The organism is Methyloligella sp. GL2, assembly GCF_013341275.1.
GTDB lineage: Bacteria > Pseudomonadota > Alphaproteobacteria > Rhizobiales > Methyloligellaceae > Methyloligella.
This window is the reverse complement of the sequence record NZ_CP054476.1, coordinates 334,626-352,065: the sequence shown is the minus strand read 5'-3', so window position 1 is coordinate 352,065 and position 17,440 is coordinate 334,626. Positions and strand designations below refer to the sequence as shown.

Below are 17,440 nucleotides of genomic sequence, written 5' to 3'. Positions count from 1 at the left end.
CGCGTCGGCGACGCCGGAATGATTCACGTGAAACATGGTCAATGAAGGGTTAACGCCGGACCCGATTGATTCACGTGAAACAATTGGCCGATGATCGCGGACCAAACTGGATTTCGTCACCCCCGGGCTTGACCCGGGGGTCCATGCCGTTGCCCTGCAGCACATGTCGGAAGCTTCAAACATTTTTTGTGTTTGTCGATGGCTCACCGCGTATGCCTTCGACATAGGCCTTCGGCCCTCCTCGGGGTGAGGCGAGAAGCGGTGCCTGCAAGTGGACCTCATGGTGAGGGCATTCGCAAAGCGAATGCGTCTCGAACCATGATGTGATCAGCGCTGTTCCTTTTGACGCTTCACGTGAAACTGAGTACCTAACGGGCATGAATACGGATGCCCGAAACAGCTTCGACGTGATCGTGATCGGCGGCGGCCATGCCGGCTGTGAAGCCGCTGCGAGTGCCGCCCGCATGGGCGCGCAAACCGCGCTGATCACCCATAAGAAGGCAACCATCGGCGAGATGTCCTGCAACCCCGCTATTGGCGGTCTGGGCAAGGGTCATCTGGTGCGCGAGATCGATGCGCTGGACGGGCTGATGGGCCGTGTCGCCGACCAGGCCGGCATCCAGTTCCGCTTGCTCAATCGCAGCAAAGGTGCCGCCGTTCAGGGCCCCCGCGCCCAGGCCGACCGCAAGCTCTACCGCGCCGCCATGCAGGCGGCCATCGAGGCTACCGAGAATCTCAGCGTGATCGAGGCGGCAGTGGAGGACGTGATCGTCGAAGGCGGGCGCATCTGCGGTGTCGTCACCGGCGATGGGCGCGAGATCGCAGCGGGTGCCGTGGTGCTGACCACCGGCACCTTCCTTCGTGGCGTGATTCATATCGGCGAGAGCCGCACCCCTGCCGGGCGCATGGGCGAAGCCCCCGCGATCGGTCTCGCCGACCGGCTCTATGGGCTCGGGCTTAACATGGGCCGTCTGAAGACCGGCACCCCGGCCCGGCTCGATAAGACCAGCATCGATTGGGACCGCCTCGCCGCGCAGGCCGGCGATGAACCGCCGGTCCCCTTCTCCTTCCTGACACAGGAGATCGTGACGCCCCAGACCGTCTGCCACATCACGAATACGACGGAAGAGACCCACCGTATCATCGCCGCCAATCTTGACCGCTCAGCCGTCTATTCCGGCAATATCGAAAGCGCCGGTCCGCGCTACTGCCCCTCCATCGAGGACAAGGTGGTGCGCTTCAAGGACCGGGCGAGCCACCAGATCTTCCTGGAGCCGGAAGGCCTTGACGACGACACCATCTATCCTAATGGCATTTCGACCTCGTTGCCTGAGGAGGTGCAGCACGCCTTCCTGAAGACCATTCCAGGGCTTGAGGAAGTGGCGGTGAAGCGGCCGGGCTATGCCATCGAATACGATTATGTCGATCCCCGCGAGCTCAGGTCGACGCTGGAGGTGAAGGCGGTTCCCGGTCTCTTCCTGGCCGGCCAGATCAACGGCACCACCGGCTATGAGGAGGCCGGCGCGCAAGGGCTGATCGCCGGCATCAATGCAGCCCGTCTTGCCGCTGGCGAGACGGCGCCCTTCATCGTCACCCGCGCCGACGGCTATGTCGGCGTGATGATCGACGACCTCGTCACCCGCGGCGTTGCCGAGCCCTACCGCATGTTCACCAGCCGCGCCGAGTATCGCCTGGCGCTCCGCGCCGATAACGCCGATCAGCGCCTCACCCCCATCGGCATTGAGATCGGCTGTGTGGGAGCGACCCGCGCGAAGGCCTTCGCCGAAAAGTCGAAATCCCTCGCCCAAGGCGAGCGCTTGCTGAAGTCGTTGCAGGTCAGCCCGGATGCCGCCGCCAAATCGGGGCTTCGGCTGAACCGCGACGGCAAGAAGCGCTCCGCCTTCGACCTTCTCTCCTATCCCGATATCGCTTATGCCGATCTGGAAAAGCTGTGGCCGGAATTGGCACAGCTCGAGCCGGGAATCGCCGATCAGCTCGCCACCGATGCCCGTTATGCCGTCTACCTCGCCCGCCAGGCCGACGACATCGCCGCCTTCCGCAAGGACGAGGCTATCGCCATTCCGGCGGCGTTCTCTTATGCCGCCATTTCCGGTCTCTCCAACGAGCTGCGCGAGAAGCTGACCCGGGCCAATCCCGCCAATCTCGGCCAGGCCGCCCGCCTCGAAGGCATGACGCCGGCGGCGTTGATGCTGGTTCTCGCCCACGTGAAGCGAGACGCAAAACGGGATGCGAAAGACGCGTCGCGGCGGAAATCGGCGTGAGCGAAACCGCCGCCGGAGAGGGTGCAAACGGCGCGAAAACACCCCTTGCGATCGAAGGTCCGGAGGACTTCTCCAAAGCCTTTGATGTTTCACGTGAAACTATCCACAGCCTGTGCATATATTCCGAGCTGCTTTCCGAGTGGCAAAGCTGGACCAATTTGGTCGCCGCTTCGACCCTCCCCGATCTCTGGTCGCGGCATTTCGCCGACTCTGCGCAGTTAACTTTGCTTGCGCCGGAGGCCCGACTCTGGCTGGATTTGGGCTCGGGCGCCGGATTTCCCGGCCTGGTCGTTGCGATCCTGAAAGCGGCGGAGCCGGATTTTCGGATGCATGTCGTGGAGAGCAATCAGCGCAAGTGCCGCTTCATGGCCGAAGTGGCCGAGGCGACCAACGCGCCTGTGGAGATCCATAACCTTCGCATTGAAAACATGAAGCCAAACGAACTACCTCTTTCTCCACAGGTGATCAGCGCCCGCGCGCTCGCACCGCTGCCCCGCCTTCTGGGGCTCGCCGCCCCGCTCTTCGGGCGGGAAACACGGGGGCTGTTCCTGAAAGGCCGGGACGCAAATCACGAGATCGAGACGGCACGCCGCGACTGGGATTTCACCGCGCGCTGCCATCGAAGCCTCACATCCGCCGACTCCGCCATCGTCGAGATTGCGCATCTCGCCAAGCGGCAGCGAAAGGCCAAGCGCAAATGATTAGTTTTCCCCGCTTCGGCTCATCGCAAAAAGGCAAGACCCGCGTCATCGCCTTGGCCAATCAGAAAGGCGGCGTCGGCAAGACCACCACCGCCATCAATCTCGGCACGGCGCTGGCCGCCGTCGGCGAGAAGGTGTTGATCATCGATCTCGATCCGCAAGGCAACGCCTCCACCGGGCTCGGCGCCGACGACCGCAGCGCCTCCACCTTCGACGTGATGAGCGGCACCACCTCTCTGGCCGATGCGCGCTTCGTCACCAACGTGCCGCGGCTTTCCATCGCGCCGGCCACCATCGACCTGATGGCGTTCGAGCGCGAATCCGGCATGGAGAGCGGCCGCCATTACCGTCTGCGCGACGCCATCTCTGCCATGATCGCCGCCGAGGATCCGGATGACCGCACCGACTATGTGCTGATCGATTGTCCGCCCTCGCTCAATCTTCTCACCGTCAACGCGCTTGCCGCGGCGGATGCCGTGCTGGTGCCGCTGCAATGCGAGTTCTTCGCCCTGGAAGGTCTCGCCCAGCTGCTCAGCACGGTGGAAGAGATCCGCGGCCGGCTGAACCCGAAGCTGCATATCCACGGCGTGGTGCTCACCATGTACGACCAGCGCACCGCCCTTTCCGACCAGGTGGTCGACGATGTGCGGCGCGTGCTCGGCGACAAGGTCTATTCGACCGTCATTCCGCGCAATGTGCGCGTCGCCGAATCTCCCTCTCACGGCAAGCCGGTGCTGCTCTACGACTATCGCTGCGCCGGAAGCCAGGCCTATATCAAGCTCGCCTCCGAGGTGATCGAACGCGAAAAGCGGATGCGGGCGGCGTAAATAATCTGTGCTGCGTAAACAGAAGCGGTGCCCAATAAGGGCGGATCGAGGAGGCGCCTGCAAGGCGGAAACGAAATGACAGCGAGCACCCAAAAGAAGCGTCTGGGCCGGGGACTGACCTCCCTTCTTGGCGAAGGGGTCGATGCCAGCTTCGCGCCGCCGGAAGATCAGCGCATGCTGCCCTTGAGCGCGCTGCAGGCGAGCCGCTATAACCCGCGCCGCCAATTCGCCGAGGAGCAGCTGGAAGAGCTTTCCGCCTCGATCCGCGAGCGCGGCCTGGTCCAGCCTCTGGTGGTCCGCCCGGTGGCCGACAAGCGCGACACTTACGAGATCGTCGCCGGCGAGCGCCGTTGGCGCGCCGCCCAGCGGGCCGGCCTGCACGAAGCGCCGGTGGTGATCCGCAGCCTTTCCGACAAGGAAGCCGCCGAGATCGCCATCATCGAGAACGTGCAGCGCGAGGACCTCAACGCTATCGAGGAGGCCGAGGGCTATCAGCTCCTCATGGAAGGCCATAGCTACACTCAGGAAGATCTCTCCCGGGTGATCGGCAAGAGCCGCAGCCATCTCGCCAACACGCTGCGCCTGTTGAAGCTGCCCGACGCGGTGCGCCGCTATGTGCAGGAAGGCCAGCTCTCCGCCGGCCATGCCCGCGCGCTGATCGGCCGCCAGGATGCCGAGCTGCTCGCCGCCCGCATCGTCAAGGACGGGCTGTCGGTGCGCCAGGTCGAGGCACTGGTGCAGAAGGGTGCCGTCGCGCCGAAAGCCGCCAAGCAGCCCAAGATCAAGGATGTCGATACCCGTGCCGCCGAGGTGGAGCTGAAAGAGGCTCTGGGCCTTAAGGTCGATCTTCGTCCCGGCAAGGGCGAGAAGGGCGAGCTGCGCATCCAGTATACCAACTTCGATCAGCTCGAAGAGCTACGCACCCGGCTGCTGCGCGGCTAAGCTACTGATTTAAAAGAGAAAACACGTCTTACGCGCGGCTGCGCAAGGCCAGAACCAGCCGCTCGGCATGGGCTTGCGCCAGATCCGGCGCAAGCCGCGCCCGTAAGGTCGCTTCCTGAATGCGCGGCAAGGCGGCAAGCAGGCGCCCCGCCCCCCAGCGCTGGCAATCCTTCAAGAACGGACCGCGCCGCTTGAAATGAAGCGGCGGCCGCAGACGCCGCAAGGCGGTCTCCGCCGAATCGTTTTTCGCTGCGGCCGAGGCGATCATATGCATGCGCATGAAGTGGCGAGTGAGCGAAGACAGCACTGCCTGCGCCGAGATGCCCGCCGCATCCAGCCGGCCGAGCTGGCGGATCGCTTCCTGCGTTTGTCCGCCGCTGACCAGAAAGACGAAATTCTCCACCGCCACTTCGGCGCTGTCGCCGACCACCGCATCGACGTCCTCGACCGTGACCGTCTCCTTGCCGGCGGCATAGAGGGTGAGCTTCGAGAGCTCGGCGCGGGACAGGGCCTGATCGGCCCCAAGCCGCGCGGTGAGATAATCCCGCGTCTCCCGGTCGATGCCGAGCCCCGCCGCCGACAGCTCCTCGTCGATCAGACTGGCAAGATTGCGCTCATCGGCATAGCAAGGCAGCGCCGCCGCGAAAGGCAGCTTCTCGAACAGCTTGCGTAAGGCAGAATCCGGTTTGAGATTGCCGGCCTCGACAATCAGCGGATTTTCTGGCGGCTCGGCCAGGGTGGTCTTCAGCGCCACGGCATCGAGCCGCGGATTGGCGGTGACCCGTACCACATTGGCCGAGGCGAACATGGATTTGGTACGGAGCTCGATTTCCAGCACGCCGCTATTCTCGGCGAAGTCGCGCTCGTCCAGCCGCACCGTCTCGCCATCGGGCGCGCCTTTCAGAAAATAGCGCTGCATCGCGCCCGCCCGCTCGCTGACCAGGCCGGTATCGGGGCCATAGACCAGCACTGCACGGCAGGCGGAATCGGGCTGCTTCAGAAAGCGCGGAACGTCGTTGGATTTATAGGCAACCATGCGGTCAGCATAGCGCAGATGCGAACGCTAAGTTACGTCTGCGTGGCAAGATAAGCGGCGACCTGGGTGCGGATCATCTCGGCGATCTGCTTGGCGGCGCGATTCTCCGCATTGTCCTTGGCCCGCACATTGGAGAAGGTCTTCTCGTAGCGGTCATACACGGCGCGCGACAGAGCGTTGCCCTCTTTCAGCACCTTGTTGTTGGACATATCGACCAGCTTGAACTGAGCCTGCAGCTGCACCGTCTCGCTGGTCGCCTCGCCCGAACGCCGGACCAGGGATTTCAGCAGCGATTCTTTCAGCACGATATTCAGCCGGTAGCGCGGCTGCGGCGCCTGGCCGCCGCCGGTATTGGTGAAGATCAACTCGTTGCGCACCTGCTGGCCGACGCGGCCAGGGATCGGCTGCACGTCGACCGCGGCCATGGCGTTCTTCACGTCCTGACCGCCGGTGCTGGTGCCGTAGAGCGGCCGCACGCCGCCGCAGCCGGCAAGCATCAGCCCGGCGCCGGCGAGCAGCGCGAACGCCATCAGCGTCCGGCGCATGGGCGCAAATCCGGCGCGCTCCGGCCCGTGAAGGCGCGGCATGGTCTGGCGATTACGCCACGACATTGACGATCCTCTCCGGTACGACAACGATCTTCTTGATTTCCCGTCCCCCAATGGCGCGCGCGACATTCTCGAGTTCTAGCGCGGCAGCCTCAATATCTTCTTTTGCGGCGCCGCGCGCAATCGTCAATTCGTCCCGCCGCTTGCCGTTGACCTGAACCGCAATTGTAATGGTGTCGTCCACAACCAGAGATTGATCGAATTCCGGCCAGGGCTGCTCGGCCAGCAAATCTTCATGGCCCAGCGTAGCCCAGCATTCTTCCGCCAAATGCGGCACCATGGGGGCGGCGAGGCGCGCCAGGGTCTCAGCCGACTCGAAAAGCGCCGCGCGCAGGTCGTCGCCGGGCGCATCGCCCGCCTTATTCAGGGCCGAGGACAGCGTATTGGCCAGCTCGTAGAGCTGGGCGACCGCCGAGTTGAAATGCAAGGTCTCGATCGCCTCGGTCACCGATGCGATGGTCTTGTGGGTGGCCTTGCGCAAGGCCATCGCCGCATCGCCGTAATTCGCGACCGCCGCCGAAGGCCGGCCCAGCGCGGCGACATCGCCGGTCAGGCGCCACATCCGCTGCAGGAAGCGGTGCGAGCCCTCGATGCCCGATTCGGTCCACTGGATATCGCGCTCCGGCGGCGTGTCCGACAGCATGAAGAAGCGCGCCGTATCGGCGCCGTAATGGGCGATGATGTCGTCCGGATCGACCACGTTCTTCTTCGACTTCGACATGGATTCGACCGGGCCGACGGTGATCGGCTCGTTCGTCTCCTTGTGCCGTGCGGTGCCTTCGGAGAACACGATCTCCTTCGGCATCACCCATTTCCCCGCCTCGTCCTTATAGGTCTCGTGGGTCACCATGCCCTGGGTGAACAGCCCCGCGAACGGCTCGTCGAGATCGACATGGCCGGTGCGGTGCATCGCCCGGGTGAAGAAACGGGCATAGAGGAGATGCAGGATCGCATGCTCCACGCCGCCGATATACTGATCGACCGGCAGCCAATGATTCACCGCTTGCGGTTCGGTCGGGACATCCGCGCGCGGCGAGCAGAAGCGGGCGAAATACCACGACGAATCGACGAACGTATCCATCGTGTCGGTCTCGCGCCGCGCTTCTCCGCCGCAACTAGGGCAGGTGACGTTCTTCCAGCTCGGATGATGGTCCAGCGGATTGCCCGGCTTGTCGAAGCTGACATCCTCCGGCAGCTTCACCGGCAGATCCTCCTTCGGCACCGGCACGATGCCGCATTTTTCGCAATGGATCATCGGGATCGGGCAGCCCCAATAGCGCTGCCGCGAGACGCCCCAATCGCGCAGGCGGAACTGGATCTTCCGTTCCCCCTGGCTCGTATTGCCGACCGATTTCTCGGCGAGAAAATTGCTCATCGCGTCCTTGGCGGCCGCTACGCCCATCCCGTCCAGGAAGCCGGAATTGAACAGCGTGCCATCGCCGGTATAGGCCTCCTCGCCGATTTCGAAAGCGGCCGGATCGGCCTCCGGCGGCAGAACCACCGGCGTTACCGGCAGATCGTATTTGCGGGCGAATTCCAGATCGCGCTGATCGTGCGCCGGGCAGCCGAAGATCGCGCCGGTGCCGTATTCGCTTAAGATGAAGTTGGCGATATAGACCGGCAGGCTCGCCTCCTCCACGGCCGGATGCTTCACCCGCACGCCCGTATCGAAGCCCTGCTTCTCCAGCGTCTCCAGCTCGGCAGCGGAGGTGCCGTGGCGCTGGCACTCGGCGATGAAGGCTTGCGCCTCGGCGTTGTTCTTAGCGATGGCGGTGGCCAGCGGATGGTCCGGCGCGATGCCGATGAAGCTCGCCCCGAACAGCGTATCGGGCCGCGTGGTGAAAACCTGGATGGTCGGCATATCGGCGGGCGCCGTCTCCGGCTCCGTCTCGAACAAGACCAGCAAACCTTCCGACTTGCCGATCCAGTTCGCCTGCATCAGCCGCACCTTCTCCGGCCAGCGCTCCAGACCGTTCAGCGCCTCGAGCAGCTCGTCGGCGAAATCGGTGATCTTGAAGAACCACTGCGCCAGCTCGCGCTGTTCCACGGGCGCGCCGGAGCGCCAGCCCTTGCCGTCGATCACTTGCTCGTTGGCCAGCACGGTATTGTCCACCGGGTCCCAGTTCACCTTGCGGGATTTCCGCTCCACCAGCCCGGCCTTCAGGAAGTCCAGGAACAGATGTTGCTGCTGGGTGTAATACTCCACGTCACAGGTCGCGAATTCCCGCGCCCAATCCAGCGACAGCCCCATGGATTTCAGCTGGCCGCGCATGGTGGCGATATTGTCGTAGGTCCATTTGCCCGGATGGATGCCGCGCTCGATGGCGGCGTTCTCTGCCGGCATGCCAAACGCGTCCCAGCCCATCGGATGCAGCACGTTATGGCCGCGCGCCCGCATGAACCGCGCCACCACGTCGCCCATGGTGTAGTTGCGCACATGGCCCATATGGATGCGCCCCGACGGGTAGGGGAACATCTCCAGCACGTAGTATTTCGGCCGGTCGGAATCGGCGTCGGCCTCGAACACCCGGGCCTCGTCCCATTTCTTCTGCCAAAAGCCTTCCCGCGCCGCCGCGTCGTAACGCTCCGCTGCCATGAATTTCGCTCGTTTCTTTGCAATCCGAATTTGCCGCGCAATCGACCCCAAATGCGCCTGCCGGTCAAGCGATGGGATGGGTCTGAGAGGCTTTGACGCTTCTGTTTTGCCGTACCTCGATCCAAATACATCGTCACCCCCGGGCTTGACCCGGGGCACGTCGAGCGCCTCTCCTTCGAGACGCGAGCTTCGCTCGCCCTCAGGATGAGGCGGTCGAGAGCAGATATGGCACGCCATGCCCGGGGTTCTCGATCCTCATGGTGAAGGCGCTTCGCCTTTCGCGAAGCGCGTCTTGAACCATGAGGCCCCACGCCGCTTGCGCCATTCGTCCCGCGCCTTATGTTCCGAGCCATGACAGCCACGATCAACACCGACACAGACACCGTCACCGGGCGTCTCGAAGCCGTCCGCGCCGAGATCGAGACCGCCGCGCGCCAAGCCGGCCGCGATCCGGCAAACGTCCATCTCATCGCGGTCTCCAAGACCCATCCGGCCGAAGCGGTGGAAGAGGCCATCACTGCCGGTCAGCGCGTGTTCGGCGAAAACCGGGTGCAGGAGGCCAAGGCCAAGTTCGAGGAGGTGCGCGAATCTCACCCCGATGTCGTGCTGCATATCATCGGCCCGCTGCAATCAAACAAGGTGAAGGAGGCCGTCGCCATCGCCGATTGGATCCACAGCGTCGACCGGCCGAAGATCGCCCGCGCCATCGCCGCGGAGATGAAGGAGCAGGAGCGCACACCGAAGCTGCTGATCCAGGTCAATACCGGCGAGGAGCCGCAAAAGGCCGGCGTCGTTCCCGGCGAGCTCGGCGCGTTCCTGGAGATGTGCCGCGGCGAGCTCGGGCTAAAGATCGAAGGGCTGATGTGTATCCCGCCGGTGGACGAGGAGCCGTCGCTGCATTTCGCGCTGCTCGCCAAGCTGGCCGAAGAGCATGGGCTGAACGAGCTCAGCATGGGCATGAGCGGCGACTACGAGACGGCGATCCAGTTCGGCGCCACCTTCATCCGCGTCGGCACCGCCATCTTCGGCGCGCGGGACTATCCTACCCCCTGATCTCGATCAGCGTGTCGGGCGTCACTTCCCGCAACAGCGCCAGGAAGTCGGGCCGCGACAGCGCGATACAGCCTTCCGTTGGCGTGTAGCCCGGCTTGGCGAGATGGATAAAGACGGCACTGCCTCTTCCGCGCACCCGCGGCCGGTCGTTATGGCCGATCACCAGAACCAGATCGTAGAGATGGTCGCCCCGGCAGAGCGTCTCGGCGCTGTAAGCCGAGGGCAGCCGGATCATGCGATTGTAGTTCGGATCCTTCGGATCGTCGCTCCAGCCCTCGCCAGGGCGGATGGCATGAATGGGGAGCGCCACATGTGGCCGCTTTCCCCGGTCCGGCCGGTAAAGCAGCCGCCGCAGCGGATAGATCCCGACCGGCGTCGCCCCATCGCCTTCGCGCTTGCGCGCGCTCATCCCGGCAGGTCCTAGCGCCGTCCGCCGCACGCCGCTTTTCAGATGCAGCAAGCCTTGCGCCGGTTTTCCCGGCGCCCGGGTCACCACGATACGGGGCCGCCTTCGCTCGTCCATCCTTGCCCGGACTCCTTAATCCTCGCACCGAAAGCTTGTCGCAAAGGGACCGCCCGCTTACAACCGGGAGCGACATTGGCGAAAGCGAGGAATCGGGCCGGCCCATGAGCAATGCGCGGAAAATCCTGATCATCGACGACGACGACGAGCTGCGCGATTCCTTGAGCGAGCAATTCGCCCTGCACGAGGAATTCGAGACCGCTCTCGCCGAGAACGCCACCGAAGGTCTGAAGCAGGCCCGCGAAGGCCATGTCGATCTGGTCCTGCTCGACGTCAACCTGCCCGATCTCGACGGCCGTGAGACCTGCAAGCTGCTGCGCCGCGGCGGCTTCAAGGGGCCGATCATCATGCTCACCGGCCAGACCTCCGACGCCGACACCATTCTCGGGCTGGATTCCGGCGCCAACGATTACGTCACTAAGCCGTTCAAACTCGCCGTGCTGCTCGCCCGCATCCGCGCCCAGCTTCGCCAGCACGACCAGAGCGAGGATGCCGTCTTCACCATCGGGCCCTACACCTTCCGTCCGGCCTCCAAGGTGCTGGTCACCGAAGCGGGCAAGAAGATCCGGCTCACCGAGAAAGAGACCTCGATCCTGAAATATCTCTACCGTGCCGGCGAGCGGGTGGTCACCCGCGAGGTGCTGCTGCACGAGGTCTGGGGCTACAATGCCGGCGTCACCACCCATACGCTGGAGACCCATATCTACCGGCTGCGCCAGAAGATCGAGACCGACCCGTCCCAGGCCGAGATCCTGATCACCGAGACCGGCGGCTATAAGCTGGTTCCGTGAGGCCATAGAAAATGGCGCTTGAGATCGGCTTTCTGCTCTTTCCCGACATCCAGCAGCTCGACCTTGCCGGGCCGTTCGACGTGCTCGCTGCAGTGCCGGAGACGCGGCTGCATCTTGCGGCCAAGACCGAGCAGCCGGTGGCAAGCAGCAGCGGGCTGACGCTCACGCCGACGGTGAGCTGCGTGGCCGCCCCGCAATTCGATATCCTCTGTATTCCCGGCGGACGCGGCGTCAATCCGCTGCTGCAGGACGAGGAGACGCTGGCCTTTGTTGCCGGCCAAGCCGCCGGTGCCCGCTATGTCACCTCGGTCTGCACCGGCGCTCTGGTGCTGGGGGCCGCCGGGCTGCTGCACGGCAAGCGCGCCACCACCCATTGGACCGCTCTCGATCTTCTCAGTGCTTACGGCGCGACCCCCGTCAAAGCCCGGGCCGTGCAGGACGGCAATCTGATCACCGGCGGCGGTGTCACCGCGGGGATCGATTTCGGCCTCGCTCTGGCAGCGGAGCTTGCCGGGCAGGAGGTCGCCGAAGCCATCCAGCTCGGCCTCGAATATGCACCAGCCCCGCCTTTCGATGCCGGCTCGCCGGATACCGCATCAGCGGAAACCGTGGCCTCCGTGCTTCGGCGCACGGGCAAGGTGAGAGAAGCGCGCGAGCGTTTGGCGGCAGCCTACGCTGCGAAGCGGGAGGACTAGAGACCGCTTCCCGATAGGGTCAGTCGATCTCGAACTCGGCGATCACCGGAACATGGTCGGACGGCTTCTCCCAATCCCGCGCATCTTCCAGCACTGACATGGAGCGCGAGGTGCCGGCCAGCGCCGGGGTGGTCCAGATGTGATCCAGCCGCCGCCCGCGGTTGGACACCCGCCAGTCGCGATTGCGGTAGCTCCACCAGGTGAACAGCGCCTCTTCCGCCGGTACGTGCTCGCGCATCACGTCGATGAAATCATGCGCGGCGATCACCCGGTTCAGCCGCTCCACCTCGATCGGCGTATGGCTCACCACTTTCAGAAGCTGCTTATGCGACCAAACATCGGTTTCAAGCGGCGCGATATTGAGATCGCCGACGATGATCATCCGATTTTGGTCCCGGTCGGGGATCTCCTTGAACCAGGCTTCCATCGCATCCAGGAAGTCGAGCTTGTGCTGGAACTTCTCGTTCACCGCCGGGTCGGGAATATCGCCGCCGGCCGGGATATAGAGATTGTGCAGCGAGACCGGCCCGCCGGAAGCCTCCAGCGTCACCGAGACATGCCGCGCATGGCCCCGGCCGCAGATATCGCGCTTCTCGCTTGTCCCCAGCGGCAGCTTGGAGAGGATGGCGACGCCGTTATAGCCCTTCTGGCCGGAGACCGCGACGTGGGGAAAGCCGAGCTGCTGCACCGCGGCCAGCGGAAACAGATCCTCGGCGCATTTGATTTCTTGCAGGCAAAGAATGTCCGGCTGCGCCGCGGCGACGAACCGCTCGATCAGCGGCAGGCGCAAACGCACCGAATTGATGTTCCAGGTGGCGAGACGGAATTTCATGAGACGGCCCGATAAAAGAGCCCTGTCTCTAGCTTAGAACCGGTGCCCAAGGCCAGCCTCGCGCACCGCCCGCACACAGAAAACCCCCAATCGTTTTCGGCGATCAGTCGGCGTGGGGTGAAAAGCTCTGCAGCGCGCGGGCGATCAAGGCCTGCCGGTCGCGTTCGCCGGCACTGGCCAGTGCCATGATCTTTTCGCCGAGCGCGGTGCGGAACTCGCTTTCGATCCCGGTTTCGCTGCCATAGCCGGATTGCACCAGCTCGGACCATGCGGAATCGAAGGCCTCTTGCAGCAGTTCCAAGGTCTCCTGATCGAACGCCTCGGGAAACGCGGTCTGCTGATCGTAATCGTTGGGTGCTGTGTGTGACGCCATGACTAATACCCGATAGCCACCCGCCCATGGTGCCGCGAAACAAATGCGGCTTCGCTACGCGGGAAACGCCGCCGGTTTTACGGGCGCCGGCTTTCGCCCACACGTTAAGATATCAGGTCCTGCGATCGGAGTCTTGCGCACGTTAATCGGAATAACCGGCAAGCAACCCGAGTAGAACGCGGCGCGGGTCCGTTTGCGGCTGGAAGATCGGGGTAGAAAAGGAAAGCGCCCGGCCGCTGCGCAAGGCCGGGCGCCAGAAGCGCTTTTACTCAGCGCACGCACCGGGAGGGACGCCGGTGCGAGCGAACCACATCTTCGGCTAGACGGGGGGGCACTACCGAAATATCGATGTGGCCGCTTCTCTGCCAGAAATAAGGATACGCGCCGGGTTTTTCAACGTGCACCTTAGAAAAACTTTAATGCACCATTAAAGTGTGCGCGCAAAAGCCATAAGGCATTGATTTTTCTAGGGAAAAATCCGCCTCTTTCGAGCGCTTCGGCGCCAAAACGCCCCAACAAGGTTACTGGAAGGGGTTGAAGGACTGCTTGGAGCGGAAGAAATCGGAGGCAACTTTCCGTCCCGGCCCAAGATTTTCCAGATAAACCGTGGTCGTCAGCCCTTGCGCGTCGGTGATAACCCATTGGCTGAGCTGCATTTCCGGCTTGGTGTCGAAGACCAGCTGGATACTGCCGCTGCTGCCATCGCCCTTGTCCTGCAGCTGAACCGACAATTCGTTATTGCCGCGCGCCGCGCCGACCACGTCGGAATCGCGGGCGATATCTACCGTCTTGCCGAGCAGCAGCCGGAACGGCGTCGATTTCAGCGGATATTTTTCGATCGTCTTCAGGTTGGAATCTTCGATCGCCAGATAGCGCCCGTCGGAAACGATACGAAGCGGGCTCGGCGGCGCGTAGTCGAAGCGCAGCTTGCCGGGCCGCTGCACGTAGAACCGGCCGGTATCTTCCTTGCCGGCGCCGTCGATCTGGCGGAAATGGCCCTGAAGGCTTTCCATATTGTTGAAATAGGCATTGATCTCGGCCACCGCCTGGTCGCGCTCTGGGCCGATCAGCGGGGTTGGGCCAGGCGCGGCTTCCACCGCCGCTTCCCAGCCGGCGCCTTCGTCGATGGTGCCGCCGTCGATTTCGCCGGCCGACCCTGCGGCCTCCACCGGCGGCGGGGGCGGGATCTCATTGGCCTTCACCGGCGTGGTGGCGACATCCTGCGCCGGACGCAACGCATCGGCACTGCCCCCAGAAGGGGTGGCGCCGGTCACGCCGACAGCGTTGGAGGGCGTGGATTTCGGAACGACGGTGGTGGCGCCGCCGTCTTGTGCCAAAGCAGACGAGGAGCCGAGCGCCGTCGCCATTGCGGCAATGCAAAGCCAGTGCGGCAAGCCAAATGCCTGCCTGCGATCTCTTCGGCTCATAAACGACCCCCTGGGGACCCCGTCTCGTGCTCTATCCCAATATGGAATAGATGATTCCGCCAAAAATCGTCAACTTCGGGGCAGGGAGAAAAGACTTTCGGGGACCGGCCTGCGCGCAAATGTCCGGGGTGGCCGCGGGGCGGCGCGCCTAATACGGCGCGTCCACCCCGTTATCGACCAGGATCTCGCGTTTGCCGGAGCTGTTGGCCGGGCTGATCAGCCCTTCCTGCTCCATGCGCTCGATCAGGCTGGCGGCGCGGTTATAGCCGATGCCCAGACGCCGCTGGATATAGGAGGTGGAGACCTTCTTGTCCCGCAGCACCACGTCGACCGCCTTGTCGTAGAGCTCGTTGCCGGAGCCGCCGGAGCTCTTTTCGTCGCTATCGTCGTCCCCGTCGCCGTCCTCGCCTTCGCTCTCGTCCGTGACCGCATCGAGATAGGCCGGAACGCCCTGCTTCTTCAGATGGCGCACTACCTTCTCCACCTCGTCGTCGGAGACGAAGGGCCCGTGCACGCGCATGATGCGCCCGCCGCCGGCCATATACAGCATGTCGCCCGCGCCGAGCAGCTGCTCCGCGCCCTGCTCGCCGAGAATGGTGCGGCTGTCGATCTTCGAGGTGACCTGGAAGCTGATCCGGGTCGGGAAGTTGGCCTTGATGGTGCCGGTGATGACGTCCACGCTCGGCCGCTGCGTGGCGGTGATCAGATGGATGCCGGCCGCACGCGCCATCTGCGCCAGGCGCTGCACCGCCGCCTCGATATCCTTGCCGGCGACCATCATCAGGTCGGCCATCTCGTCGACGATCACGACGATATAGGGCATCGGATCGTAATCCATCTCCTCCTGCTCGTAGATCGCCTGGCCGGTCTCGCGGTCGAAGCCGGTCTGCACCGTGCGGGTCAGCACCTCGCCCTTGGCCTCGGCCTGCAGGATTCGCTTGTTGTAACCCTTGATGTCGCGCACCCCGAGCTTGGACATGCGCTTATAGCGCTCCTCCATCTCCTTCACCGTCCATTTCAGCGCGACCACCGCCTTCTTCGGATCGGTCACCACGGGGGCGAGGAGGTGCGGGATGCCGTCATAGACGGAAAGCTCCAGCATCTTCGGGTCGATCATGATGAATTTGCACTGCTCGGGCGACAGCCGGTAGAGCAGCGACAAGATCATGGTGTTGATGCCGACCGATTTACCCGAGCCGGTGGTACCGGCGATCAACAGATGCGGCATGCGGGCGAGGTCGACCACCACCGAGCCGCCGCCGATATTCTTACCCAGACCCAGCGCCAGCTTGGCATCGGTCTCCTGGTAGTCGGGCGATTCGAACAGCTCCCGCAGCATCACCATCTCGCGGCTCTCATTGGGAAGCTCGATACCGATGGCGTTCCGTCCCGGCACCACAGCGACGCGGGCGGCGATGGCGCTCATCGAGCGGGCGATATCGTCGGCAAGGCCGATCACCCGGGAGGATTTGGTCCCCGGCGCCGGCTCCAGCTCGTACAAAGTCACCACCGGACCGGGGCGCACATTGACGATCTCGCCTTTCACGCCGAAATCGGAGAGCACGCCTTCCAGCACCGCGGCGTTCTCCTGCAGCTCCTCGTCGGTCAGCGTGTTGGCGCGCGCCGAGCGGGGCCGGGCCTGCAGCAGACGTAAGGAGGGCAGCTCGTGCGGCGTTTCCATCGAGGGGAAGCGCTTGGCGACGCGGGATTTCGGCTGCTCCTTGCGGCGCGTCACCTTGTAGCTCGGCGCATCCTCATCCTGGTCTTCATCGTCGTCTGCGGCGCGCGGCTGAGGCTGGAAGTCGTCATCGTCCTCGTCTTCATCGTCGTCGTAATCGCGGTAATCGTCGTCCCGCGTCGGCATGGGCGGGGCCTCGCCGAAGGTCGGCTCGATGCGCTCGTCCGGATCCACGGCTGTCGGCGTGGGCGGGCGCAGCAGCCCGCCGAGCAGGCGGCCGGGGGCCTTCGCGGCCAGAGGATCGGCTTCCTTTTGCTCCGGCTCCTCTTCTTCTTCGGCATAGGCCTCGTAATAGGGATCTTCCTCTTCGTATTCCGGCTCCTCTTCCCACTCCGGCTCCTTCTGCCAGGCGGCCCGCGCCCGCGCCGTGGTGTTGCGCGCGGCGCCAACGGCGGCCTCGATGGAGTTGCCGGCCCAGGTGCCGGTGCGGCTCGCCGCCGGTCCCCAGATTGCCAGCAGCTTGGAGAAGGAGGTGCCGCAGGCGAACAGCAGCAGCCAGGTGCCGATGATCATGAAGGTCAGCCCGGCGAAGAAGGAGATCGCAGCGCCAGGCAGGAACGGTCCGAGTACCGCCACGGTGGCGAGCAGGAAATCGCCGAGAATGCCGCCGAGCCCGTTGGGCAGCGGCCAGCTTTTCGGCTGCGGCAGCGCCGAGAGCGCGCCGGACAAAAGCAGCACGGCGAACGGCCAGGCCAAAAGCCGCGCCCGCCGGCGTCCCGGCACGGTGCCGAAGAACAGATGCCAGCCCCAGGCGGCCAGCGGCAGAAACAGCAGGATCGAGGCGAGACCGATGGACTGGATGGTGAGATCGGCAACCACCGCGCCCCAATGGCCGAGCACGTTATGCGGCGCCGACCGGGTCGCGTTGTTGAGGCTGGGATCGGTCACCGACCAGGTGGCAAGGCTGGCCCACGCCGCGCAGGCCAGGATCAGAACCCCCAGCCCGTATCCGCTCATCAAGATTTGCCGCAAGCCCGATTGCACCGCGCCCGGCAATAGCCGTCGTTCCGCCTTTC

Annotated in this window: 15 protein-coding genes; 7 read left to right on the top strand and 8 right to left on the bottom strand. The window is 64.2% G+C overall.

Annotated elements, in window-relative coordinates; all coding sequences use genetic code 11:
• The first annotated feature begins 377 nt into the window (after window positions 1–377).
• From mnmG to HT051_RS01640, 4 genes are all read left to right on the top strand, one after another.
• The gene (gene mnmG / locus HT051_RS01655; protein ID WP_174540420.1) at window positions 378–2,282 is read left to right on the top strand and encodes a tRNA uridine-5-carboxymethylaminomethyl(34) synthesis enzyme MnmG; all 1,905 of its coding nucleotides are present in this window, start codon (window positions 378–380) and stop codon (window positions 2,280–2,282) included.
• The gene (gene rsmG / locus HT051_RS01650) at window positions 2,279–2,983 is read left to right on the top strand and encodes a 16S rRNA (guanine(527)-N(7))-methyltransferase RsmG (protein ID WP_174540419.1); all 705 of its coding nucleotides are present in this window, start codon (window positions 2,279–2,281) and stop codon (window positions 2,981–2,983) included. The genes mnmG and rsmG overlap by 4 nt, the downstream gene beginning before the upstream one ends.
• Complete coding sequence (locus HT051_RS01645; protein WP_174540418.1) at window positions 2,980–3,810, top strand: ParA family protein; 831 nt, start codon at window positions 2,980–2,982, stop codon at window positions 3,808–3,810. Before rsmG ends, HT051_RS01645 begins: the two co-directional genes overlap by 4 nt.
• A 75-nt stretch (window positions 3,811–3,885) precedes the next feature.
• Entirely contained in the window at window positions 3,886–4,752 is an 867-nt protein-coding gene (locus tag HT051_RS01640; RefSeq protein ID WP_174540417.1) for a ParB/RepB/Spo0J family partition protein, read from the top strand.
• A gap of 28 nt (window positions 4,753–4,780) precedes the next feature.
• Here HT051_RS01640 and holA read toward each other — a convergent pair whose 3' ends face one another.
• The 3 genes from holA to leuS are packed head-to-tail and all read right to left on the bottom strand — an operon-like array spanning window position 4,781 to window position 8,992.
• Window positions 4,781–5,788, bottom strand: a complete 1,008-nt coding sequence (holA, locus tag HT051_RS01635; protein WP_174540416.1) for a DNA polymerase III subunit delta — start codon at window positions 5,786–5,788, stop codon at window positions 4,781–4,783.
• A gap of 32 nt (window positions 5,789–5,820) precedes the next feature.
• On the bottom strand, window positions 5,821–6,399 hold the full coding sequence (lptE, locus tag HT051_RS01630; RefSeq protein ID WP_174540415.1) for an LPS assembly lipoprotein LptE: 579 nt from the start codon (window positions 6,397–6,399) through the stop codon (window positions 5,821–5,823).
• Window positions 6,386–8,992, bottom strand: coding sequence for a leucine--tRNA ligase (leuS, locus tag HT051_RS01625; protein ID WP_174540414.1), 2,607 nt, complete (start codon window positions 8,990–8,992; stop codon window positions 6,386–6,388). Before leuS ends, lptE begins: the two co-directional genes overlap by 14 nt.
• A 351-nt stretch (window positions 8,993–9,343) precedes the next feature.
• Here leuS and HT051_RS01620 point away from each other — a divergent pair, with 351 nt between their 5' ends.
• Window positions 9,344–10,045, top strand: a complete 702-nt coding sequence (locus HT051_RS01620; protein ID WP_174540413.1) for a YggS family pyridoxal phosphate-dependent enzyme — start codon at window positions 9,344–9,346, stop codon at window positions 10,043–10,045.
• On the opposite strand, the gene HT051_RS01615 is transcribed toward HT051_RS01620, so the two are convergent.
• A complete protein-coding gene (locus HT051_RS01615; RefSeq protein ID WP_174540412.1) occupies window positions 10,035–10,568 on the bottom strand; it encodes a L,D-transpeptidase in 534 nt (177 codons plus the stop codon). The two genes, HT051_RS01620 and HT051_RS01615, sit on opposite strands and share 11 nt — an antisense overlap.
• 104 nt (window positions 10,569–10,672) lie before the next feature.
• On the opposite strand from HT051_RS01615, the gene HT051_RS01610 reads away from it, so the two are divergent.
• Together HT051_RS01610 and HT051_RS01605 are read left to right on the top strand one after the other, a co-directional pair.
• Window positions 10,673–11,359 (top strand): response regulator transcription factor, encoded by a 687-nt coding sequence (locus HT051_RS01610; protein WP_174540411.1) that lies wholly within the window; start codon window positions 10,673–10,675, stop codon window positions 11,357–11,359.
• A gap of 11 nt (window positions 11,360–11,370) precedes the next feature.
• Window positions 11,371–12,054, top strand: coding sequence for a DJ-1/PfpI family protein (locus HT051_RS01605; protein ID WP_174540410.1), 684 nt, complete (start codon window positions 11,371–11,373; stop codon window positions 12,052–12,054).
• Window positions 12,055–12,073: 19 nt separating this feature from the next.
• Here the strand turns inward: HT051_RS01605 and xth are convergent, their stop codons facing one another.
• The 4 genes from xth to HT051_RS01585 form a co-directional block, all read right to left on the bottom strand.
• Complete coding sequence (gene xth / locus HT051_RS01600; RefSeq protein WP_174540409.1) at window positions 12,074–12,886, bottom strand: exodeoxyribonuclease III; 813 nt, start codon at window positions 12,884–12,886, stop codon at window positions 12,074–12,076.
• A 103-nt stretch (window positions 12,887–12,989) separates the two neighbouring features.
• Complete coding sequence (locus tag HT051_RS01595) at window positions 12,990–13,259, bottom strand: hypothetical protein (RefSeq protein WP_174540408.1); 270 nt, start codon at window positions 13,257–13,259, stop codon at window positions 12,990–12,992.
• 521 nt (window positions 13,260–13,780) lie between these two features.
• Window positions 13,781–14,626, bottom strand: a complete 846-nt coding sequence (locus HT051_RS01590; RefSeq protein ID WP_174540407.1) for an outer membrane lipoprotein carrier protein LolA — start codon at window positions 14,624–14,626, stop codon at window positions 13,781–13,783.
• 208 nt (window positions 14,627–14,834) lie between these two features.
• Window positions 14,835–17,381 carry a DNA translocase FtsK gene (locus tag HT051_RS01585; protein ID WP_208454355.1) on the bottom strand — a complete coding sequence of 849 codons (2,547 nt, stop codon included), beginning with the start codon at window positions 17,379–17,381 and terminating at the stop codon, window positions 14,835–14,837.
• Window positions 17,382–17,440: the final 59 nt, after the last annotated feature.